The organism is Streptosporangium becharense, assembly GCF_014204985.1.
Lineage (GTDB): Bacteria > Actinomycetota > Actinomycetes > Streptosporangiales > Streptosporangiaceae > Streptosporangium > Streptosporangium becharense.
Window position 1 is genome coordinate 4,561,758 of sequence record NZ_JACHMP010000001.1, and the last position, 21,865, is coordinate 4,583,622.

Below are 21,865 nucleotides of genomic sequence, written 5' to 3' on the forward strand. Positions count from 1 at the left end.
GAGAGCGGCAGGTGAGCCAGGTCACTTGCCGCGGCCGGCCCGCGGGGCCCATGAGGTCAGGTCGGGTTGACGTACTGGCGGGGACGCAGGGCGTGGCTGCGCAGGGCGGCCAGCACGGCGGAGCGGCCGGCGGGGGTGAGCCGTCCGCCGGCGCGGAGGCCGAAGGCGTCCAGGCGCCGGCCGAGTTCGGCGAGGGAGGCGTCGATCTCGAAGGTCTGCCACTCGGCACAGTCGATCACCGCGGTGATGCGGTCGCGGTCGGCGGCGGCGCCGTCGGCCAGCAGCATGAGCGCCACCTCCCTGGCGGAGGCCCGCAAGCCGCTCTCGCCCGGCGCGGGGGCGAGCAGTGCGGTGGACATGGCCTCCCAGAGCAGGTCGGGATCGCCCAGCAGGCGCTGCCCGGCCGGGGTGGTCACCAGGCGGCGTCCGGCCCGGCGCAGCGCGTCCATCTGCCCCTCGGCCACCTCGCGGACGGCGGTGAGCTCCTCAGCGCTCCAGGGGCTCTCGGCGAGCACGGAACGGGCGAAGTTGTGCCGCTGGGTGAGCGGGACGCCGCCGGTCCGGCAGCCGGCCTCCAGCAGCCAGCGCAGCACCTCCAGGTGCGTCCCCCCGGGGGCGGGGACGGGGGCGTGCAGGCGTACCTCGAAGGGCTGGGCCAGCTCACGCCAGGGAGTGCCCCGGCCGAGCACCCAGCGGTTGAGCCGCTCGCCCTGGACCCGCTGCAACCAGTTGTCACCGCCGAGCTCGGCGCGGGGCTCGGTCAGCCACCGGCGGGTGAGGTCCTGCCTCGCGGGTGAGCGGGGGGTCAGCTCCCCGGAGACGATGGCCAGCTCCAACGCCGCGGAGCAGGCGCCGTGCGCACCCAGCTCCTCGGGGCCCATGATCGAGCTCCACCGCAGTTCGGGGACGTCGGGCGGGAGCACCCCGGTGGTGTCCAGAGCGCTCTGGTAGGCGGCCATCCCGGCGTCCTCGCCGTGGCGGGCGTAGGCGCGCAGGATGTGCGAGGTCGTGGACGAGGAGCATCGGGCGGCGTAACGGTGCAGACCGCCCAGCATGAGCAGGCGGCCCAGGGCCCGGGCGATCGCGGGGCGGTCACCGGAGATCTTGGTGGGCAGGGTGTACCAGAGGAACTCGCACACGGTCAGCTCGGTGATCGTCTCCAGTGGCTCGCCTCCGGTCAGCCAGTCGACCGCGGTTCGCGCGTGCTCGGCGGCGACGGGCTCGGAGCGCTCCAACTCGGAGAGGAGTGCGGCCACGTCCGGTGCAGGCATGCTTCGCAGTCTGCCGTATGCGGGCCTGCCCTGACGATGAACGTGACGTAGTGGATCGCGCACGGTGCCTACCCTAGAAAATGTCCTGTAAGTGGCCCATATGGTCGGCCGTTAGATCCAGCCCTTTTTGAAGAGCATCCTGGCGTTCCATTCGGCGTAGGTGAGGACCTCTCCGGTCAGCACCGGGTGCAGCCACCAGAAGTTGACCAGCGCCAGCAGCGTGAAGGCGCCCACGACCCCGGCACCGATCATCCGCCGGGTCTGCGGGGCATTCGCCGATCCGATGATGAGTCCGGCGGTGAGGGTGATGGCCAGGATCATGAACGGGACCATGGGGATGGCGTAGAACAGGAACATCGTCCGGTTGTCGGTGATCGCGTAGTAGAACCAGGGCAGCCAGCCCGCGGCGTAGGCGAGCAGGACGGCTCCGGCCCGCCAGTCGCGGGTGGCGACGTACCAGGCGATCATGGCGATGAGCGCGGCCAGGGCCCCGTACCAGATGACCGGGGTGCCGACGCCGAGCACCGCCTGCGAGCAGGTCGCGGCGCCGCAGCCGGTGGGGCTTTCGTAGAAGAAGGCGACGGGGCGTAGCAGCAGCGGCCACGTCCAGGGGTCGGATTGGTAGCTGTGCGGGGTGGACAGGTCGGTGTGGAAGCTGAGGACCTGGAAGTGGTAGCTCAGCCAGGAGCGGATGGAGTCGAAGACGAAGTAGTAGGGGCCCTGGGAGGTGGCCTGTGCCCAGTTGCGGCCCCAGCCCAGGGGGGAGGCGAACCAGCCGGCCCAGGAGGCGGTGTAGACGGTCGCGGGCAGCAGGCTCAGGGTGGCCAGGGCGGCGGGCAGGTCGTGGTTGGCGGTGCCCAGGTAGGGGCGGCGCAGGCCGAGTGCGCGGCGGGCGCCGGCGTCCCAGGCCAGGGAGAGCACGGCGAAGGCGAGCAGGTAGAAGATCCCGGACCATTTGACCGCGCAGGCGGCGCCGAGGCACAGGCCGGCGGCGATCCGCCAGGGGCGGGCGCCCAGGGTGGGGCCCAGGTCGGTCAGGGGGGAGGTTGCGTAGTGGTGGGCCAGGCGGGCGCGGGTGTGGTCGCGGTCGGCGACCAGGCAGGCGAAGGCGGCCAGGACCCAGAACATCAGGAAGATGTCGAGCAGTGCGGTGCGGGAGAGGACGTAGTGCAGGCCGTCCAGGGACAGCAGCAGGCCGGCCAGGCAGCCGAGCAGGGTGGAGCGGGTCATCCGGCGGGCGACTCGGGCCAGGATGAGGATGGACAGGGTGCCGGCCAGGGCGGCGGTGAACCGCCACCCGAAGGGGGTCATCTGGAACAGGTGCTCCCCGGCGGCGATCATCCACTTGCCCAACGGCGGATGGACCACGTACGACGCGCAACCCCCGGGGTCGGTGGGAGCGCACTGCTGCCAGATGTCGGTGCTGCCCCGCATCAGAAGCTTGTCGGCGTCCTTGACGACGGTGCGCTCGGTGCCGAAGGTGAGCAGTGAGAAGGCGTCCTTGGCGTAGTAGGTCTCGTCGAACATGACCGCGTGCGGCCGGCCGAGGTTGACAAAGCGCAGGACGCCCCCGAAGACCGCGACCAGCAGCGGGCCCAGCCACCCCCACAGGACGCTGCCCGGCATCGGCGGCACCAGCCGGTCGCGGACGGTGTCACCCGGTCCGCCGCCCGGCTCGGGCCCCGGCTGCTTGAACGCCTCGTTGGTGTAATCGGTCACGGCCACCCGGACATCGTACGGGCCCCTCATGCCGGGGACCCTAGGAAACATCTCCTACATGACTGATTGCGAACTTCCTCCCATGATGGGGCTCCGTCGGTGGGGCTCCGTTCCGGATGCGGGAGGATGGAACGGTGACGGACAACGGCAGGCTTGTGCTGGCGGGGGCTCCGATCGGGCGGGTGGACGACGCCTCCCCCCGGCTGCGCCAAGCCCTGGAGAGCGCCGACGTGATCGCGGCGGAGGACACCCGGAGGCTGCGCCGCCTGGCCGGTGAGCTGGGTGCGGAGATCGGCGGACGGGTCGTCTCCTACTACGACGGCAACGAGGCGGGCAGGGCGGCGGAACTCCTCCAGGTGCTCCGGGAGGGCGGCACCGTCCTCGTCGTCACCGACGCCGGGATGCCCGGCGTCTCCGACCCCGGCTACCGGCTGACCAGCCTGGCGGTCGAGGCGGGGATCACGGTCACCTCGCTGCCGGGGCCGTCCGCGGTGACCACCGCGCTGGCGGTGTCCGGCCTGCCCAGTGACCGCTTCTGCTTCGAGGGCTTCCCGCCGCGCAAGCCCGGCGAGCGCGGCCGCAGGCTGGCCGCCCTCGCCGCGGAGGAGCGGACGATGGTCTTCTTCGAGGCGCCGCACCGGCTCCAGGCCGCGCTGGCGGCGATGGCCGAGGCGTTCGGCGCCGACCGCAGGGCCGCGGTCTGCCGGGAGCTCACCAAGACCTACGAGGAGGTGCGCCGGGGCGGCCTCGGGGAGCTGGCCGAGTGGGCGGCCGGAGGGGTCAAGGGAGAGATCACCGTCGTGGTCGCCGGGCGTGCCCACGAGGACCGGCCCCCGGCGATCGAGGATCTGGTGGCCGAGGTCGCGCGGCGCGAGGAGACCGGAGTCCCCCGCAAGCAGGCCATCGTGGACGTCGCGAAGTCGGCGGGAATTCCCAAACGGGATCTCTACGACGCGGTCCATCGGAGCTGATTTATCAGCATACTTTCCTGAATGGGATCAACTCGGGATCGCCTCGTGCCGCCGATGCCGGGCAGCGTCCTGTGGGGGTGGCTGGGCCCGCTGCTGGTCGCGGTCTTCGGGGGCGTCCTGCGCTTTGTCAACCTCGGCCGGCCGCACGCGGTCGTCTTCGATGAGACCTACTACGCCAAGGACGCCTTCTCGCTGCTCACCTTCGGCGTGGAGCGGGACGCGCTGGGGGACGTGAAGGACCCGATCGCCGACCGGATGCTCGTCGCCGGGAACACCGACATCTTCGTCACGTGCACCCCCGCCGAGGCCGACCCCTGCCCGCTCTACGTCGCCCATCCGCCGTTGGGCAAGTGGATGATCGCCGCCGGGGAGCACCTGTTCCAGATGACCCCCTTCGGGTGGCGGTTCACCGCCGCCCTGGCCGGCACCCTGTCCATCCTCATCCTGGCCCGAGTCGCCCGCCGGATGACCCGCTCCACCCTGCTCGGCTGCCTGGCCGGCCTGCTGCTGTCCCTGGACGGCCTGCACTACGTCCTCTCCCGCACCGCACTGCTCGACATCTTCCTGATGTTCTGGGTCCTGGCCGCCTTCGCCTGCCTGGTCGCCGACCGCGACCACACCCGCGCCCGCCTGGCCCACCACTACGCAACCTCCCCCCTGACCGACCTGGGCCCCACCCTGGGCGCCCGCCCCTGGCGGATCGCCGCCGGCCTGTGCCTCGGCGCCGCCTGCGCGGTCAAATGGTCCGGGATCTTCTACCTGCTCGCCTTCGCCGTGCTCTCCCTGGCCTGGGACGCCGGCGCCCGCCGCGCACTCGGCCTGCGCCGCCCCTACCTGGGCACCGCCAACCACGACCTGCCCGCCGCCCTGGCCACCCTGAGCCTGCTGCCCGCGACCGTCTACACCGCCTCCTGGGCCGGCTGGTTCGCCTCCCCCCTGGGCTGGGGCCGCAACTGGGCACAGGCCACCTCCCAGGGCCCCTACTACTTCGTCTTCGACTCCATCCGCTCCTGGCTGAGCTACCACTTCCAGGTCCTCAGCTTCCACACCGGGCTGAGCGAGAGACACGACTACCAGTCGGAACCGTGGACGTGGCCACTGCTGCTGCGACCGGTGGCGTTCTTCTACGAGGGGGAGGGCAAGGGGTGCGGGGCCGGGACGTGCTCGCAGGCGGTGCTCGGCGTCGGCACCCCGGTCATCTGGTACGGGGCCCTGGCCGCGCTCATCGCCATGATCGCCTGGTACGTCGCCACCCGCGACTGGCGGGCCGGAGCCGTCCTGCTCGCCTACGCCGCGGGCTGGCTGCCCTGGTTCTACTACGCGATCACCGACAACCGGACGATGTTCCTGTTCTACGCCATCCCCATGGTCCCGTTCATGATCCTGGCCATCACCCTCACCGCCGGACTCGTCATCGGACCGGCGAATGCCCCGCCCAACCGCAGGGCGGTCGGAGCGGCCGTCGTGGGCGCCTTCACCCTGCTGGCGCTGGTCAACTTCTGGTGGCTGCACCCGGTACTGTCGGGCGAGCTCATTCCGCACGCGCAGTGGTGGGCGCGGATGCTCCTGCGGAACTGGGTCTGACGGCCCGGCGGGAGAACAGGCGGGTGACGACCCCCCGGCCGGGGAGCCCGCGCCGCAGCGAGATCGCCGCGGCCATGCAGGCCAGCGGCACCGCCGGGAGCAGGTACCGGTAGTCGAACTCGGCCGTCGCGGCCGGGGCCAGGATGAGGCCGAAGGCCGCCAGCCACGGCAGCAGCACCGGGCCGCCGAGCAGACGCCAGCGCGCCACCACCCCGGCCAGGCCGACCAGCAGCAGGACGCCCAGCACGATGCCGGGCAGCCGGACGACGCGCTGGTAACCCTGCATGAACCCGGCCCACGGATCGTGGACCTCGGTGCCGACCACGCTCAGCTTGCCGCGGATCTGCGCGGTCCGCAGACCCGGGTCGTACTTCTGCGCGTCGGTGTCGGCGTTGCCCCGGTAGGAGGCCCAGCCCGGCAGGATCTTGTCCTCCGGCAGGAACTCGTACTGCCGGTAGGTGTTGGCGTCGGGGAAACGCGGTCGGCCCCAGTGGAAGGCGCGGAAGAAGTCGCCGGCCACGATGGCCAGGTAGTCGAGCGGCTGCGAGACGATCGCCCGCTGGGCGAACTGGCCGGCGGTCTTGTTCATCGCCGGGGTGAACGTGCTGCCCACGCCGAAGGCGTGGAAGCGCTGGCCGTTCTGTGCCCACCACAGATACTTCTGGCCGGAGAAGTGGCGCTCGCTCGGCGGAGCGCTGATGCACAGCAGCGCCAGCTCCAGCTCCTTACGGGGGTCGATCCCCATCTTCTTGCAGTCGGCGAACAGCGAGGTGCGCATGTAGAGGATCGCGCCGTCGCTGTTGGTCATCGCGAAGTTGCCGTGCGCGGAGGAGAACCAGGCCATGTAGCCGACCACCGGGACGGCGCACGCGGTCACCATCGCCGTGATCGGTTTCCAGCCGGTCCGCTTGACCAGCAGGTAGACCACCACCAGCGCCAGGATCGGCAGCCCGATCGACCGGGTGAGCGCGGTCAGCGCGAGCAGCAGGCCGATCACCGCGCCGAGCCGCCAGGACACCCGCCGGTGCCACAGCACCAGCGTGACCACGCCCACCACCAGCAGGATGAACATCGTGTCGGACATGATCAGGTGTTCGAGCTGGATCTGGTAGGCGTCGAACAGCACCGGCGCGGCGGCCAGCGTCGCCCCCCAGCCGGGCAGCCCGAACCTGCGCCGCAGCAGGGCGTAGACCAGCACGGCGATGCCCAGGCCCATCAGGTGCTGGACGAAGGTCACCGCGGCGAAGCTGTGCAGCGGCCGCAGCAGCAGCAACAGGAAGGAGTAACCGTTCGGACGCAGTGCGCTCGGCCGTTCCGGGTTGACCGCGCCGGAGACGTACTCGTAGGAGTCGTTGAACCACAGGGCCGGGCCGTACCCGAGCATGGTGATCACGCGCAGCAGGAACCCCAGCGCGAGGGCGGCCGCGAACAGGCGATGCCTGTGCAGGAACGCCCGCAGGCGTGAGGCCCAGTCGGCTGTCGGAGCGTCCAGGCGAGGGCGTTCGGCGACGGTCACCATGCATTACAGGATGCCAGCCGTTTGGCCGAGTTGACCCGGACAGGAGGGCGGGGAGGGCATGATGGTTGGATTGGCCCCCGCCGTGACTGAAGGGTTGAGACGTGGAACTGACCGTGGTCATGCCTTGTTTGAACGAGGCTGAAACCGTGGAGACCTGCGTGCGCAAGGCGCTGGCCTGCATGCGGGAGCACGGCATCGACGGAGAGGTCCTGATCGCCGACAACGGCAGCACGGACGGCTCGCAGCAGCTCGCACGCGAGGCCGGAGCCCGGGTGGTGCACGTCGACGCCAAGGGATACGGCAACGCGCTGATGGGCGGCATCCGCGCGGCCCGCGGCCGATACGTGATCATGGGCGACGCCGACGACTCCTACGACTTCACGGCGTTGCTGCCCTTCGTGGAGCAGTTGCGCGACGGCGCCGACCTGGTGATGGGCAACCGGTTCAAGGGCGGGATCGCACCCGGTGCCATGCCCCCGCTCCACCGTTACCTGGGCAACCCGGTGCTCTCCTTCATCGGCCGCCTGTTCTTCCCCAGCGCGATCGGCGACTTCCACTGCGGCCTGCGCGGCTTCCGGCGCGACTCGATCCTCAAGCTCGGCCTGCAGACCGGCGGCATGGAGTTCGCCAGTGAGATGGTCGTCCGCTCCACCCTGTCCGGGCTGGACGTCCGGGAGGTGCCCACCACCCTGTCGCCCGACGGCCGCTCCCGCCCGCCGCACCTGCGCTCCTGGCGCGACGGCTGGCGCCACCTGCGCTTCCTGCTGCTCTACAGCCCCCGCTGGCTGTTCTTCATCCCCGGCCTGATCCTGATGACCGTCGGCCTGATCGCCGGCACGGCGCTGACCTTCGGCCCGGTCTACATCGGCAACCTCGCCTTCGACGTCGACACCCTCGTCGGCGCCTCGGCCGCGATGGTGATCGGCTTCCAGGCGTCGCTGTTCGCCCTGTTCACCAAGGTGTACGCCGCCGAGGAGGGCTTCCTGCCCGAAGACCGGCGGGTGCGCAAGCTCGTCGACATCGTGACCCTGGAGAAGGGGCTCGTCGCCGGCGGCGTGCTGGCCCTGGCGGGTCTGGCCGGCCTGGTCGCCTCGCTGGTCCACTGGCAGACGCGCAGCTTCGGCCCGCTGATCCCGTCGGAGTCGCTGCGCATCGTGGTGCCCTCGGCCACCGCGCTGATCATGAGCTTCCAGACGATCTTCGCGGCGCTGTTCATCAGTATCCTCGGCATCCGTCGCAGCAAGGAGACGCCCATCGACGTGGCCGCCTCCGCCGCGGAGGAGGCCGCCGAGGCGGTCAGCCGTGACAGCGCGGCCGGCACCATGACCGACACCATGACCGGCGGTGTGACCGACAGCGGCACCGGGAACCTCGAGGGCACCAAGGCGTAGCGGGAGCCGGGAGCGCACCAAGGGCCGAGCCCGCGTCCTTTAGGCTGGGGGCCATGTCCCAGCACATCTTGACCGCGGTCGCCTGGCCCTACGCCAACGGCCCCCGCCACATCGGGCACGTCTCCGGGTTCGGCGTGCCGTCCGACGTCTTCAGCCGTTACCAGCGGATGGCGGGCAACAAGGTCCTGATGGTGAGCGGGACCGACGAGCACGGCACCCCCATCCAGGTGCAGGCCGACAAGGAGGGCGTGACCGCCCGCGAGCTCGCCGACCGCTACAACAGGGTGATCGTCGAAGACCTCCAGGCGCTGGGGCTCTCCTACGACCTGTTCACCCGCACCACGACGGCCAACCACTACGCGGTGGCGCAGGAGATCTTCAAGGGGCTCCACGCCAACGGCTACATCTTCCCCAAGACCACGATGGGCGCCATCTCGCCCTCCACCGGCCGCACCCTGCCGGACCGCTACATCGAGGGCACCTGCCCGATCTGCGGCTACGACGGCGCACGGGGCGACCAGTGCGACAACTGCGGCAACCAGCTCGACCCGATCCAGCTGATCAACCCGGTCAGCAGGATCAACGGTGAGACCCCGATCTTCGTGGAGACCGAGCACTTCATGCTCGACCTGCCCGCCTTCGCCGAGGTGCTGGGCTCCTGGCTCCAGTCCAAGCAGGGCGACTGGCGGCCCAACGTGCTGAAGTTCTCCCTCAACCTCCTGGGAGACCTGCAGCCCCGCGCGATCAGCCGTGACCTCGACTGGGGCGTGCCGATTCCGCTGGAAGGCTGGAACGACCAGGCCAACAAGCGGCTCTACGTCTGGTTCGACGCCGTCATCGGCTACCTGAGCGCCTCCATCGAGTGGGCCCGCCGCTCCGGCGACCCCGACGCCTGGCGCCAGTGGTGGCAGAACCCCGAGGCGCGCGGTTACTACTTCATGGGCAAGGACAACATCGTCTTCCACGCGGAGATCTGGCCGGCGATGCTGCTCGGCTACAACGGTCAGGGCTCCCGGGGCGGCTCACCGGGCTCGCTCGGCGCGCTCAACCTGCCCTCCGAGGTCGTCTCCAGCGAGTTCCTGACCATGGAGGGACGCAAGTTCTCCTCCTCCCGTCAGGTCGTCATCTACGTGCGCGACTTCCTGGCGCGCTACGACGCCGACGCGCTGCGCTACTACATCGCGGTGGCCGGTCCGGAGAACCAGGACACCGACTTCACCTGGTCGGAGTTCGTCAACCGCAACAACGGTGAGCTGGTGGCGGCCTGGGGCAACCTGGTCAACCGGTCGATCTCGATGGCGGCCAAGAACTTCGGGGTCATCCCCGAGGCGGGCGACCTCACCGACGCCGACCGCGCACTGCTGGCGCGGAGCAGGGCCGCCTTCCCCAAGGTCGGTGCCGAGCTCGCGCGCTCCCGGTTCAAGAACGCCGCCACCGAGGCGTTCGACGTCGTCCGTGAGGCCAACCGGTACCTGGCCGAGCAGGAGCCGTGGAAGATCAAGGACGACCCCGAGCGGGTCAAGTCCATCCTGCACGTCGCCCTGCAGGTCGTCGACGACGTCAAGACGCTACTCACGCCGTTCCTGCCGACCTCCTCCAACAAGATCTACGCGATGCTCGGCGGCACCGGCGTCTGGTCGGGGATGCCCGAGGTCCGGGAGGTCGACGAGGAGAACCGGACCTACCCGATCATCACCGGCTCCTACGAGGGCGCCGCCCGCTGGGAGCACTCGCCGCTCAAGGCGGGTCTCCCGCTGGCTCCGCCGGCCCGGTTGTTCGCCAAGCTCGACCCGAAGGTCGTCGACGAGGAGCTCGCCCGTCTGGAGGGGTGAGCCACCGGGTGGTGAACGGCCCGGCGGGTGAGCCACCGGGTGGTGAACGGCCTGGAGGGGGAGCCGGCAGGAGGGGTGAGCAGCCCGGCGGGGTGAGCCGCCGGAGAGGTGAGCCGTCTGGAGGGGACGAGCCCGGGGGCGGGACCTCGGTAGGTTGGAGGACGTGAGCACGACGACTCCCGCCGCCCCCGAGCCCCTCCCCGCAGAGGTGTTCGACAGCCACTGTCACCTGGACATCATGGTGGGCAACCGCCAGGCGTCCTCGGGTGATCCGGTCGCACAGGCCGCCCAGGCGGCCCGGGCGAGCGTCGAGGGGATCCTCGACGACGCCCGGGCCGTCGGCGTGACCCGGCTCGTCACGATCGGCTACGACCTGCCGTCCTCGCGGTGGAACGCCGAGACGGCCGCGCTCCACGCCGACGTCTACGCGGGGGTGGCCATCCACCCCAACGAGGCGCACGCCTCGACGCCGGAGACGCTCGCCGAGATCGAGGCGCTCGCCCGCCTGCCGCACGTCAGGGCGGTGGGGGAGACCGGCCTCGACTACTACCGCGACTGGGCGTCCAAGGACGACCAGCACGCGAGCTTCCGGGCGCACATCGAGATCGCCAAGCGGACCGGCAAGGCCCTGGTCATCCACGACCGCGACGCCCACGACGACGTGTTGCGCGTGCTGGCCGGGGAGGGCGCCCCGGACGTCGTCGTCTTCCACAGCTTCTCCGGTGACGCCGAACTGGCCAAAAAGTGCGCCGAAGCCGGATATTTCATGTCTTTTTCCGGCCCGGTCACCTACAAGAACGCCGGATACCTCCGCGAGGCCGCGCGGATCGCGCCAGTGGAGCTGATCCTCGTCGAGACCGACGCACCCTACCTGCCTCCGGCGCCGCACCGGGGCAAGCCCAACGCGCCTTACCTCATCCCGCTGACGCTGCATTGCCTCGCCGACGTCAAGGAGACGGACCTGGCCGGCCTCGCCGCGGCCGTCAGCGCCAACGGGGAGACCGTCTTCGGCGCCTGGTGACGCTCCGCGGCGCCTCGCGCGACCCGGTGACCGGGTCGCGCGAGGCGCACCACGCCCGCACGCCCATCCCGGGACGCCCCGGTCTCCATTCGGCCGGGACGCCCCCGGTCTCAGCCGATCGAGGCTCTCAGCCGACCGAGGCGCCGAAGTCGGTCACGGTGCCGCCAGTGGGCGTGGGCACCCCGCCGGCGCCCGGGGAGAGCGTGGTGCCCTCGGTGTCGTTGCGGCCCAGCACGGTCACCGCGCCCGAGCCGTCGCGGTCGGGTGCCCCGACGAGCAGGCGGTTGCCGCCGAACCCCACCGACCAGCCGAACAGGTCGCCAGCCCGGCCCGGAGCGATCAGCCGGGCCCGGCCGGGGTCGGCCAGGGGCACCAGGTGCACGCCGCCCCGCCGGTCCGGGCCGTCCAGGGGAACGCCGACGGCGAGCCTGGCGCCGCCCTCGGCGGTGAGCGCCAGCGAGAGGCCGTACCCCTCGCCGGTCGCGCCTCCGCCGCCCTGGTGGAACGTGGCCGTGGCGGTGAGCTCCTCGGTTCCGGTCGCCCGGAAGAGCCGGACGAGGCCGGAGTCCTTCACCCCGCCGCCGTCGCCGAGAGGCGCGCTCACCGCGAGGTAGCCGATGCCGCCGTCCTCGGCGTAGGCCATCGCGTAACCGAACCGGTCGCCGGCCTGGGCCGCGACGACCCGGCGGAGGTCCCACTTCCTGCTCGTGTACGCGTCGCGGGGTGCGCGCACATCGAAGATCACCGCGATCGACCCCGAGTCGGCGTTGCCGCCGCCGTCCTGGCGTCCCGCCCCGTCGTCGTTCTCGTACGGCGCCCCGACCGCCAGGTCCGGCTCGCCCGCGACGCCGCCCATCCGGCCGACCGCCAGCGACCAGCCGAACATGTCACCGGCCTCGCCGTTGCCGGGGACTCCCTCCGTCTCCTGGGTGACACGCCGGCCGGGGCCGGGCGAGCCGGTGTCGAACAGGTAGACGGCGCCGGAGTCACCCGTGCCGTCGGCGTCCTCGTGCGGCGCGCCGACCGCCACCAGGGCTCCGCCGGAGGCCAGGGACCATCCGAAGTGGGCGCCGGCCTCGGGCTGGGGGGCCACCAGCCGGACCGTTCTGGGCCGCGGTCCCCCGTACACCACGTAGACCGCCCCCGCGTCCTCGCGGCCCGCCACATCGGTGTACGGGGCGCCGACGAGCAGGTCGGCACAACCGTCGGCGTCGACCTTCGCCATGCGCACCGACCAGCCGAACCCGTCGCCCGCCCGCACCCCGTCGGCGGTCACGGCCCTGCCGCTGTCCCCCCGGCCGAGCAGCACGTACGCGGCGCCCGCGCCGGCCAGACCTCCGGAGGAGGCGAACGGGTCACCGGCCGCGAAGTCGTCCGCGCCGTCGCCGTCGAAGTCGGCGGTGCCCGCGCCGGCGCAGTCGGCGGCATGCCCGGCACCGGCTTCCGTCCACGCCGCCGCGCTGATCGCGGTCCGGACCTCGCCGCCGGGCGCCGTCCGCGCCGTGATCCCGGTTTCCGCTCTGCCGGGTGCCGTGATCCCGGTTTCCGCTCCGCCGGGCGTCGTGCCCGTGCCGGTTCCGCCGGGCGCCGTGCCCGCCGGAAGCCCTATCGCGACCGCGACCAGCAGCGGGAGCAGGAACCTCATGACAACTTCACCTCGATCCGCTGCCCGCCCTCGACCACGGTGCCGGTCAGCGCGGCGGGCCCGCGGCCCGGGGGTATGTCGTAGACCAGGACGCCGTCGACCTTGGCCCCTGGGGGCAGGGCGACCGGCGGGCCCGTGGAGACCCGTGCCGGGGCGTGCGTGCCGCCGCGGTCGTCCACCAGGCTGAGCGGGGTGCGGCTGAGCGGCACCTGCTCACCACCGGTGTTGACCAGGGTCCAGGGGATCACGCAGAAGCGGCCCCGTTCCGGGGCGGCCCCCCGGTAGTCGGCCAGCCCGCAGACCGGAGCACTCGGAATGATCATCTGGGGGCCCGCGGCGAAGGGGCCGACCATGATCCTGCGGCCCACGTCGCCGACGCCGGTACCGCCGGTCCGCGTCTCCTGCCCGCCGCCGGTGGAGACCAGCACGACGGCCGTGACGGCGAGCGCGGCGAGCACGGCCAACGCGGCGAGCAGCGGGCGCCTGCGCGTCGCCGTCCGCGCGCCGTCAACCGCACCCTCCGCCGGGCCGTCCACCGGCCCGTCCATCGCACCCTCCGCCGGGCCGGGCTCGGCCGGGGCCGGGGAGCCGGACGGAGGCAGGGTCGGCGTCCGGTCCGGCGGGTGGTGCGGTCCGGGGGGTGCCGGGACGGCGAACGGGCGGGACGGCGACGTCGCGGCCTCCGAGGCGGGCTCGTGGAGCGGGGCCCGAACGGGTTCCGGAGGTGCGCCGGTGAGCCGTCCCACCTGCGCGTTCAGCACGCTGAGGGTCTGGGTGGAGTCGGGCTCCACGTTGGCCGGCGGCTGCCACGACTCGTTCAGCAGCCCGGTGGCGGCCAGTGCGGGCGGCTCCGCCCGCACCGGGGCCGCGGTGGTGATCCCGCCGCCGACCAGGGCGATCAGCAGGTCCTGCGCGCTGGGCCGCTGGAGCGGGTCCATCGCGGTGGCGCGGCGGACCAGGTCGTTGAGCGGGGCGGGCAGCGCCCCCAGGTCGGGCGGCCTGGTGAGCACCCGGGTGGCCATGGTCATCATGTCGCCGCGTCCGTAGGGGTGGCGGCCGTTGCCGGCGTACGCGACCAGGCAGCCCCAGGCGAAGATGTCCGCCGCCGGGGTGACGCCCAGCCCGCGGACCTGCTCGGGGGCCCACCAGCCGGGGGTGCCCATCACCTCGCCGGAGCGGGTGAAGCTGTGCGTGGCGTCGAGAGCGCGGGCGATGCCGAAGTCGATCACGCGGGGCCCGGACATGGACAGGATCACGTTGGCGGGCTTGAGATCGCGGTGGACCAGCCCCGCCACGTGGATCGCGGCCAGCGCCGCGGCCACCCCGAGGGCCACCCCGTGCAGGGTGCCGGGCTCCAGGGCACCGTGCTCGGCGATCTGCCGTGACAGCGGCGTGCCGGGGATGTACTCGGTGACCATGTACGGCCGGCCGTCGTCGTCGCCGTTGTCGAGCACCTGGGCGGTGCAGAACGAGGCCACCCGCCGGGCGTTCGCCACCTCCGCGTGGAACCGCGCGGCGAACCCCTCCTCGATCGCGAACTCGGCCTTGACCACCTTGAGGGCCACCGGCCGGCCGGTCGGCGCCAGCGCGAGGTAGACGGTTCCCATCCCGCCCTCGCCGAGGCGTCCGAGCAGGCGGTAGTCGCCCACCTGCTCGGGGTCGGTGGGCCGGAGCCGCTCGGCGCCGGGCTGGTTCACGACCTCTTCACCGGGAAGGTCCCCTCTCTCACTGGCGATCCCCCGTACGGCAACGTTATCCACAACGGAACCCTCCGTCTTCTCCGCGTGCCCGCGCACGGCCCCCGATGCGGGAGACTTGTCGGATGGCATCGGAGCGCACCATTGGGTGAAAGTGGTAGACGAGTCAGCACCGGACACGGTCGACCGGCGTGGGCCGGGTCGAGCCGTCGCGCGAGGAATCAAGCATGAGCCTTCTCGGCCCCGCTGAAATACGTATTCTGGCGGACAAGCTCAATATCCGGCCCACGAAGAAGCTGGGCCAGAACTTCGTGATCGACGGGGGCACGGTCCGCAGGATCGTGCGCGTGGCCGGTCTGAGCCCCGACGACGTGGTGATCGAGGTGGGCCCCGGGCTTGGGTCGCTCACCCTCGCGCTGCTCCCCGAGGTCCGCGGGGTGGTCGCGGTGGAGATCGATCCCGTCCTGGCGGAGCAGTTGCCGCGCACCGTCGCCGAGCACGCCCCGGAGGCCGCCGGCCGGCTGACCGTGGTGCACGCCGACGCCCTGCGGCTCCTTCCCGAGGACCTGCCGGAGGAGAAACCGACCGCGCTGGTGGCCAACCTGCCGTACAACGTGTCCGTCCCGGTGGTGCTGCACCTGCTCCAGGCGCTGCCGTCGCTGCGCAACGTGCTGGTCATGGTCCAGGCGGAGGTCGCCGACCGGCTGGCGGCCGTTCCCGGCTCCAAGGTCTACGGGGTGCCCTCGGTGAAGGCCGCCTGGTACGCGGACGTCCGCCGGGCGGGTTCGGTCGGCCGCTCGGTCTTCTGGCCGGTCCCCAACGTCGACTCCGGGCTGGTCTCGATGGTTCGCCGGGATCCTCCGGCCACCCGGGCGACCCGGGAGGAGGTCTTCGCCGTGGTGGACGCCGCCTTCGCCCAGCGCCGCAAGACCCTGCGCGCCGCCCTGGCCTCCTGGGCCGGTTCGGCCGCCGAGGCCGAGCGGGTGCTGCGCGCCGCGGGGGTCGACCCGTCGGCACGCGGTGAGCAGCTCACCGTGGAGGACTTCACCCGGATCGCGGAGCATCGAGCCGCTGAAAACCCTGCATAGGTGGAGCATCGGGTCGCTGAAAGCCCTGCATAGTGGGATTTGTCAGTGCGTTTACATGGGCGGGAAGGGGTGCCCGTTACGATCTGACGTCGTGACCGATGAGCGAGCGCCCAAGCCCAAGAGGGACAAATGAACCGTGTGACCGTCCGTGTGCCCGCGAAGGTCAACCTGCAGCTTGCTGTGGGGCCGCTGCGTGATGACGGCTACCACGACCTGGTGAACGTCTTCCACGCCGTCTCGATCTTCGACGAGGTGACCGCCACCGCCGAGACGGGGATGAGCGTCAGGGTGGAGGGCGACTCTGCGGACCAGGTGCCGGAGGACGGTGACAACCTCGCCATCCGGGCCGCGCTCGCCCTGGCCCGCCACGCGGGGCGTTCCTACGGGGTGAGCCTGGTCATCCACAAGGCGATCCCGGTGGCGGGCGGCATGGCCGGCGGCAGCGCCGACGCGGCCGCCGCGCTGGTGGCCTGTAACGAGCTGTGGGGGCTCGGCCTGCCGCAGGAGGATCTGCTGGAGATCGCCGCCGACATCGGCAGCGACGTCCCCTTCGCGCTGCTCGGTGGCACGGCCGTCGGCACCGGCAGGGGCGAGCGGCTGACCTCGCTGGAGGTCTCGGGCACGTTCCACTGGGTGTTCGCGCTCGCCGACGGCGGGTTGTCCACGGCCTCGGTCTACGCCGAGTGCGACCGCCTGCGCGAGGCGACCGGTGAACGGGCCGCGTGGCCCAGGGCCAGCGAGGCCCTGCTGGCCGCGCTCCGCGCCGGCGACGCCAAGGCCCTCGGTGCCGAGCTGGCCAACGACCTGCAGCCCGCCGCCGTGATGCTCCGCCGCTCGCTGGCCCGGACCCTGGACGCCGGGCGTGAGCACGGCGCACTCGGTTCGCTCGTCTCCGGTTCCGGGCCCACCTGCGCGTTCCTCGCCGAGTCCGAGTCGCACGCGGGCGAGCTGGCCGCCGCCCTGCGCGGCGCCGGGGTCGCGCGCGAGGTCATCACCGCCCATGGTCCCGTCCCCGGCCCGACGGTCGTCCAGCGCGCCGACCGGACCTGACCCCGGGCCCTCACCCGTCGGCCGGGCCCGACCCGGGCCCGGCCGCCGATCGGGCCCGCCCCCTGAGCCTGGTCCCGGGTTCGCCCCCTGAGCCTGGCCCTGAGCCCGGCCGGCCGGGCAGACCCCACCCCGGGCCCGGCCGGCGGTCCCCGGCCGGAGGCCGGACGAGCCGGGAGCGGATACCCTTGTGAAGCGATGAATCTGGTCAATCTTGAGTCGGTCTCCCACTCCTACGGTCCCAAGCCTCTGCTCAGCGACGTCTCCCTCGGCATCGAGGCGGGCGACCGCATCGGCGTGGTCGGCCGCAACGGCGGCGGCAAGACCACCCTCATCTCGGTGATAGCCGGCGACCTCAAGCCCGACAGCGGCCGGGTCACGCACAACCGGGGGCTCCAGGTCGCCACGCTCTCGCAGGGCGACGACCTCGACCCGGAGAGCGCGGTGCGCGACCTCGTCCTGGGGGGCAGGCAGGAGCACGAGTGGGCGGGCGACGCGGGCATCCGTGAGATCCTCGCCAACCTGCTCGGCGACGTCGACCTGAACGCCCCCGCCGGAAGCCTGTCGGGTGGTGAGCGACGCCGTACGGCCCTGGCCAGGCTGCTCATCGGCGAGCACGACCTGATCATCCTGGACGAGCCCACCAACCACCTCGACATCGAGGCCATCGACTGGCTGGCCGGTCACCTGTCGGGACGCCGTAGCGCGCTGCTGGTCGTCACGCACGACCGGTGGTTCCTCGACGCGGTCTCCACCAGGACCTGGGAGGTCGTCGACGGCTCCGTCGAGCGCTATGAGGGCGGCTACGCCGCGTACGTGCTGGCCAAGGCCGAGCGTGCCCGGGTGGCCGCGGCCGCCGAGGCCCGCCGGCAGAACCTGATGCGCAAGGAGATCGCCTGGCTGCGCCGCGGCCCGCCCGCGCGCACCTCCAAGCCCAAGTTCCGCATCGAGGCGGCGCAGGAGCTGATCGCCGACGAGCCCCCCGCCCGGGAGAGCGTCGAGCTGGTCAAGTTCGCCGCCGCCCGGCTGGGCCGGACGGTCTACGACCTCGAGGACGTCACCCTGCACGCCGGAGGGCCGGGCCGAGGCCCGCAGGTCCTCGACCGGGCCACCTGGCAGTTCGGTCCCGGCGACCGGATCGGCCTGATCGGGGTGAACGGGTCGGGCAAGTCCTCGCTGCTCCGCCTGCTCGCGGGCACTGTCCAGCCCGACTCGGGCAGGGTCGTGCGCGGCCGGACGGTCCGTCTGGCGCACCTGTCGCAGGAGCTCGGCGAGCTCGACCCCGCACGCCGGGTGCTGGAGAGCGTCGAGGAGGTGCGCAAGTACGTCCAGGTCGGGAAGAAGGAGTGGACCGCCTCCCAGCTGCTGGAGCGCCTCGGCTTCAAGGGTGAGGCCCAGTGGAAGGTCGTCGGCGACCTGTCCGGCGGCGAGCGGCGCCGTCTGCAGCTCCTGCGTCTCCTCATGGACGACCCCAACGTGCTGCTGCTCGACGAGCCGACCAACGATCTCGACATCGAGACGCTCAACGAGCTGGAGGACCTGCTCGACGGCTGGCCCGGCACGCTCATCCTGGTCAGCCACGACCGCTACTTCCTGGAGCGGGTCGCCGACCGGGTCGTGGCCCTGCTGGGCGACGGCAGGCTGTCGATGCTCCCCGGCGGGGTGGACGAGTATCTCGCCCGCCGTTCCTCCGGCAGAGCGCTGTCGGCGAGGGCGGCGTCCGGCTCGGCGCCGGTGCCTGACGAGAGCGCGGCCCCGGCCGCCGGAGACGGCGCCGTCGCGTCCGGTCTGTCGACGAAGGAGGAGCGGGAGCTCCGCAAGGAGCTCTCCCGGCTGGAGCGCCAGCTCGACCGGCTGAGCGGCCGTGAGGCCAAGCTGCACGCCGCCATGGCCGACGCCGCCTCCGACTACGGCCGTCTGGCCTCCCTCGACGCGGAGCTGAAGGAGATCCTCGCGGAGAAGGACACGATCGAGTCCGAGTGGCTGGAGCTGGCCGACCGCCTCGGCGGCTGAGCCGGTCGCCGGGCTCACCGGAAGATCATGGCCCGCGGGTGGTTTGGTCCGTGCCCGCGGGGCAGAGAGGTCAGTGCGCTCCGGGGTCCGTGGCGTCGAAAGGGACGAGTAGCGTGCGCAGCAGGTCCGAAAGGACCTGCTGTTCGCGTTTTCCGAGGCCGGCCAGCAGGTCGCGCTCGCGGCGCAGCAGGTCGGCGAAGGCGCCGTCCACGCGGGTCCGTCCCGCGTCGGTCAGCGAGACCAGGACCCCGCGCCGGTCCTCCGGGTCGGGACGGCGCCTGACCAGACCGGCCGCGGCGAGGCGGTCGATCCGGTTGGTCATCGTCCCGGACGTCACGAGCGTCGCGCGCAGCAGCGCACCCGGGCTCATCTCGTACGGCTCGCCGGCCCGGCGCAGAGCGGTGAGCACGTCGAACTCCCAGGTCTCCAGGTCGTGCTCGGCGAAGGCGGCGCGGCGGGCGCGGTCGAGGTGACGCGCGAGCCGGGAGACCCGGCTGAGCACCTGGAGCGGCTCCACGTCGAGGTCGGGCCGTTCCTGGCGCCAGGCGGCGACCAGGCGGTCGACCTCGTCCTGCGAGCCGGGGGGACGCCCGGAGTCGTGGTCCGGGTGGTGCGGGGTCATGACGCGAGTGTATCTGTCTTGACATCGAGATATCTTGCCGGGTATCACATGTCTTGATGTCAAGAGATATGTGGGATCCGCAGAGTTACAGACGCCACGCCGACGAGCGCTCGCGGCCGTTCTTCGACCTCGTCGCCAGGATAGCCGCGGAGCGGCCCGGCTACGTGGTCGACGCCGGATGCGGCACCGGCGAGCTCACCGGGTGGCTCGCCCGGCGCTGGCCCGGGGCCCACGTCCACGGCTTCGACTCCTCGCCCGCGATGATCGCCGAGGCCCCGGCCGGCGACCGGCTGACCTTCTCCGTCGACGACGTCACTCGGTGGCGGCCCGACCGGCCGGTGGACGTGATCGTCTGCAACGCCGTCCTGCACTGGGTGCCCGGACACCGGGAGGTGCTGGCGCGCTGGACGGAGGCGCTCGCCCCCGGCGGCTGGCTCGCCTTCCAGGTCCCGGGCAACTTCGACGCCCCCAGCCACGCCCTGGTCCGCGAGCTGTGCCTGGGCCCGTGGCGTGACCGGCTGGGCGACCTGGTGCGGCCCGCCCCGGTCGACGACCCGGGCGGCTACCTCGACCTGCTCACCGGGCTCGGCTGCCGCGTCGACGCCTGGGAGACCACCTATCTGCACGTGCTCACCGGTGATGACGCGGTGCTGTCGTGGATCAGCGGCACCACCCTGCGTCCCATGCTCGACCGGCTGGACCCCGGCGAGGCGGCCGAGTTCCTCGCCGACTGCGCCGCTCTGCTGCGGGAGGCGTATCCCCGTAGGCCGTACGGCACGGTCTTCCCCTTCCGCCGGATCTTCGTCGTCGCCCGCCGCTGACCGTGGGTGCCGCCGGTTCCACGCACCGCGCCAGGTTTCCTGGACGGCTGGCAGAGCAGTGATGAAGACTGCGAGGAAGCGGTGGATACTCAGGCAAACCAGGGGATGACCTGTGGCGATGGAGATAGAAGACAAGTTCGACGTACCGGCGGACTACGAGCTGCCCAAGCTGACCGGTCTGCCGGGGGTCACGGAGGCCGTCGGGCCGAAGAGCCACCAGTTGGTCGCTCTCTACTTCGACACCCCGGATCTGCGGCTCGCCGCGCGCGGGATCACCCTGCGGCGGCGTAGGGGCGGCACCGACCCGGGCTGGCACCTCAAACTCCCCAAGGCCAGGGGCGTCCGCCAGGAGATCACCCATCCGCTGACCCGGAGTACCAAGATCGTCCCAGTCGAGCTGGCGGATCTCGTCCTCGCCTACACCAGGGGCGCCCCGCTGGTGCCCGTCGCCGAGCTGGACACCCGCCGCTCGGTCACCACGCTGGTCAACGGCGCGGGCGTGCGGCTGGTCGAGGTCGCCGACGACCGGGTCAAGGGCACGGTGTTCGGCGACGCTTCGCACGTCGAGCGCTGGCGCGAGGTGGAGGCGGAGCTGCTGAACGGGGACGAGAAGCTGCTGGGCAAGGTCGGCAAGCGGCTCGGCAAGGCCGGGGCCGCTCCCGCCGCCTCGGCCAGCAAGCTCGCGCGCCTGCTGGAGGCAGCCGGATCGGTCTCCGCGCCGCGGCGGGCGGAGACCGGGCCGGGGTCGGCCGGCGAGGTCGTCGTCGGCTACCTCACCTCCCAGGTCCAGGCGCTGCTCTCCCAGGATCCCCGGGTCCGGCGGTCGGAGGAGGAGGCCGTGCACCAGATGCGGGTCGCCGCCCGGCGGCTGCGCAGCGCGCTGAAGTCGTTCAAGACGGTCGTCGAGAGCACCGGGAGCCTCCAGGAGGAGCTCAAGTGGCTCGGTGAGGTCCTGGGCGAGGCCCGCGACCTGGAGGTCATCAGGGAGCGGTTCGCCCACCGGCTCGACACCCTGGACGACCCGCTCGTCGTGGGCCCGGTCAGGAGCCGCCTCAGCTCCGACCTGCTGGACCGCGAGCACGAGGCCTACGACCGGATCAGGGAGGCGCTCGGCGGTGAGCGCTACTTCGCCCTGCTCGACGCCTTGGACGACCTGGTCGCCACCCCCGTGCTCACCAAGGCGGCCGGGAAGCCCGCCGGCACCCTGGACTCCGTCGCGGCCAAGACCTGGCGGCGGGTCACCAGGGCGTACGAGGCGGCCCAGGCCATCGACGACCTCGCCGAGCGCGAGATCGCCATGCACGAGGTGCGCAAGGCGGCCAAGCGGGCCCGTTACACCGCCGAGGCTCTCGGTAACAAGAAGCTGGCCAAGCGGGCCGAGGACGTGCAGGAGGTGCTCGGCACCCACCAGGACGGCGTGGTCGCCCAGGAGCGGTTGGCCGCCGAGGCCGCCGCCGCCCGGCTGGCGGGGGAGGACACCTTCACCTGCGGCGTGCTGACCGGCCTGGAACGGGCCGCCGCCCAGCACGCCCACGACGAGTTCCCCCGGATCTGGGACGAGACCGTCGCCGCGGTCGCCGACCTGCTCTGATCTCGCGGCCCGCCGTCCCCTCCGGCGGCGGGC

Annotated in this window: 16 protein-coding genes; 10 read left to right on the top strand and 6 right to left on the bottom strand. The window is 72.2% G+C overall.

Annotated features, from left to right (window positions below):
- Positions 1–56: 56 nt before the first annotated feature.
- Together F4562_RS20210 and F4562_RS20215 are read right to left on the bottom strand one after the other, a co-directional pair.
- Positions 57–1,271, bottom strand: a complete 1,215-nt coding sequence (locus F4562_RS20210; RefSeq protein WP_184548784.1) for a hypothetical protein — start codon at positions 1,269–1,271, stop codon at positions 57–59.
- A gap of 111 nt (positions 1,272–1,382) precedes the next feature.
- A complete protein-coding gene (locus F4562_RS20215; RefSeq protein ID WP_184854783.1) occupies positions 1,383–3,041 on the bottom strand; it encodes a dolichyl-phosphate-mannose--protein mannosyltransferase in 1,659 nt (552 codons plus the stop codon).
- 65 nt (positions 3,042–3,106) lie between these two features.
- On the opposite strand from F4562_RS20215, the gene rsmI reads away from it, so the two are divergent.
- Both rsmI and F4562_RS20225 read left to right on the top strand, forming a co-directional pair.
- Positions 3,107–3,961, top strand: coding sequence for a 16S rRNA (cytidine(1402)-2'-O)-methyltransferase (gene rsmI, locus F4562_RS20220; RefSeq protein ID WP_184549028.1), 855 nt, complete (start codon positions 3,107–3,109; stop codon positions 3,959–3,961).
- Between the two features lie 21 nt (positions 3,962–3,982).
- The gene (locus F4562_RS20225) at positions 3,983–5,545 is read left to right on the top strand and encodes a dolichyl-phosphate-mannose--protein mannosyltransferase (protein ID WP_184854784.1); all 1,563 of its coding nucleotides are present in this window, start codon (positions 3,983–3,985) and stop codon (positions 5,543–5,545) included.
- On the opposite strand, the gene F4562_RS20230 is transcribed toward F4562_RS20225, so the two are convergent.
- The gene (locus F4562_RS20230) at positions 5,493–7,064 is read right to left on the bottom strand and encodes a hypothetical protein (protein WP_184544712.1); all 1,572 of its coding nucleotides are present in this window, start codon (positions 7,062–7,064) and stop codon (positions 5,493–5,495) included. The two genes, F4562_RS20225 and F4562_RS20230, sit on opposite strands and share 53 nt — an antisense overlap.
- Positions 7,065–7,165: 101 nt before the next feature.
- On the opposite strand from F4562_RS20230, the gene F4562_RS20235 reads away from it, so the two are divergent.
- The 3 genes from F4562_RS20235 to F4562_RS20245 all read left to right on the top strand — a co-directional run bounded on the left by F4562_RS20235 (position 7,166) and on the right by F4562_RS20245 (position 11,308).
- Complete coding sequence (locus F4562_RS20235) at positions 7,166–8,455, top strand: glycosyltransferase family 2 protein (RefSeq protein WP_311734146.1); 1,290 nt, start codon at positions 7,166–7,168, stop codon at positions 8,453–8,455.
- Between the two features lie 53 nt (positions 8,456–8,508).
- A complete protein-coding gene (metG, locus tag F4562_RS20240) occupies positions 8,509–10,287 on the top strand; it encodes a methionine--tRNA ligase (protein ID WP_184544714.1) in 1,779 nt (592 codons plus the stop codon).
- 163 nt (positions 10,288–10,450) lie between these two features.
- A complete protein-coding gene (locus F4562_RS20245) occupies positions 10,451–11,308 on the top strand; it encodes a TatD family hydrolase (protein WP_184544716.1) in 858 nt (285 codons plus the stop codon).
- Between the two features lie 127 nt (positions 11,309–11,435).
- Here the strand turns inward: F4562_RS20245 and F4562_RS20250 are convergent, their stop codons facing one another.
- Together F4562_RS20250 and F4562_RS35085 are read right to left on the bottom strand one after the other, a co-directional pair.
- The gene (locus tag F4562_RS20250) at positions 11,436–12,953 is read right to left on the bottom strand and encodes an FG-GAP repeat protein (protein WP_184544718.1); all 1,518 of its coding nucleotides are present in this window, start codon (positions 12,951–12,953) and stop codon (positions 11,436–11,438) included.
- The gene (locus tag F4562_RS35085; protein WP_311734147.1) at positions 12,950–14,650 is read right to left on the bottom strand and encodes a serine/threonine-protein kinase; all 1,701 of its coding nucleotides are present in this window, start codon (positions 14,648–14,650) and stop codon (positions 12,950–12,952) included. Before F4562_RS35085 ends, F4562_RS20250 begins: the two co-directional genes overlap by 4 nt.
- 227 nt (positions 14,651–14,877) lie before the next feature.
- Between F4562_RS35085 and rsmA the strand changes: the two genes are divergently transcribed.
- The 3 genes from rsmA to F4562_RS20270 all read left to right on the top strand — a co-directional run bounded on the left by rsmA (position 14,878) and on the right by F4562_RS20270 (position 18,798).
- Complete coding sequence (rsmA, locus tag F4562_RS20260; RefSeq protein WP_184544720.1) at positions 14,878–15,738, top strand: 16S rRNA (adenine(1518)-N(6)/adenine(1519)-N(6))-dimethyltransferase RsmA; 861 nt, start codon at positions 14,878–14,880, stop codon at positions 15,736–15,738.
- Between the two features lie 129 nt (positions 15,739–15,867).
- Positions 15,868–16,788 (top strand): 4-(cytidine 5'-diphospho)-2-C-methyl-D-erythritol kinase, encoded by a 921-nt coding sequence (locus tag F4562_RS20265; protein WP_184544722.1) that lies wholly within the window; start codon positions 15,868–15,870, stop codon positions 16,786–16,788.
- 195 nt (positions 16,789–16,983) lie between these two features.
- Positions 16,984–18,798: an ABC-F family ATP-binding cassette domain-containing protein gene (locus F4562_RS20270; RefSeq protein WP_184544724.1), complete on the top strand. Its 1,815-nt coding sequence runs from the start codon at positions 16,984–16,986 to the stop codon at positions 18,796–18,798.
- A gap of 70 nt (positions 18,799–18,868) precedes the next feature.
- Here F4562_RS20270 and F4562_RS20275 read toward each other — a convergent pair whose 3' ends face one another.
- The gene (locus F4562_RS20275) at positions 18,869–19,420 is read right to left on the bottom strand and encodes a MarR family winged helix-turn-helix transcriptional regulator (protein ID WP_184544726.1); all 552 of its coding nucleotides are present in this window, start codon (positions 19,418–19,420) and stop codon (positions 18,869–18,871) included.
- 56 nt (positions 19,421–19,476) lie between these two features.
- On the opposite strand from F4562_RS20275, the gene F4562_RS20280 reads away from it, so the two are divergent.
- Positions 19,477–20,241 carry a trans-aconitate 2-methyltransferase gene (locus tag F4562_RS20280; protein ID WP_246473491.1) on the top strand — a complete coding sequence of 255 codons (765 nt, stop codon included), beginning with the start codon at positions 19,477–19,479 and terminating at the stop codon, positions 20,239–20,241.
- A 118-nt stretch (positions 20,242–20,359) separates the two neighbouring features.
- Positions 20,360–21,832, top strand: a complete 1,473-nt coding sequence (locus F4562_RS20285; protein WP_221207501.1) for a CYTH and CHAD domain-containing protein — start codon at positions 20,360–20,362, stop codon at positions 21,830–21,832.
- Positions 21,833–21,865: the final 33 nt, after the last annotated feature.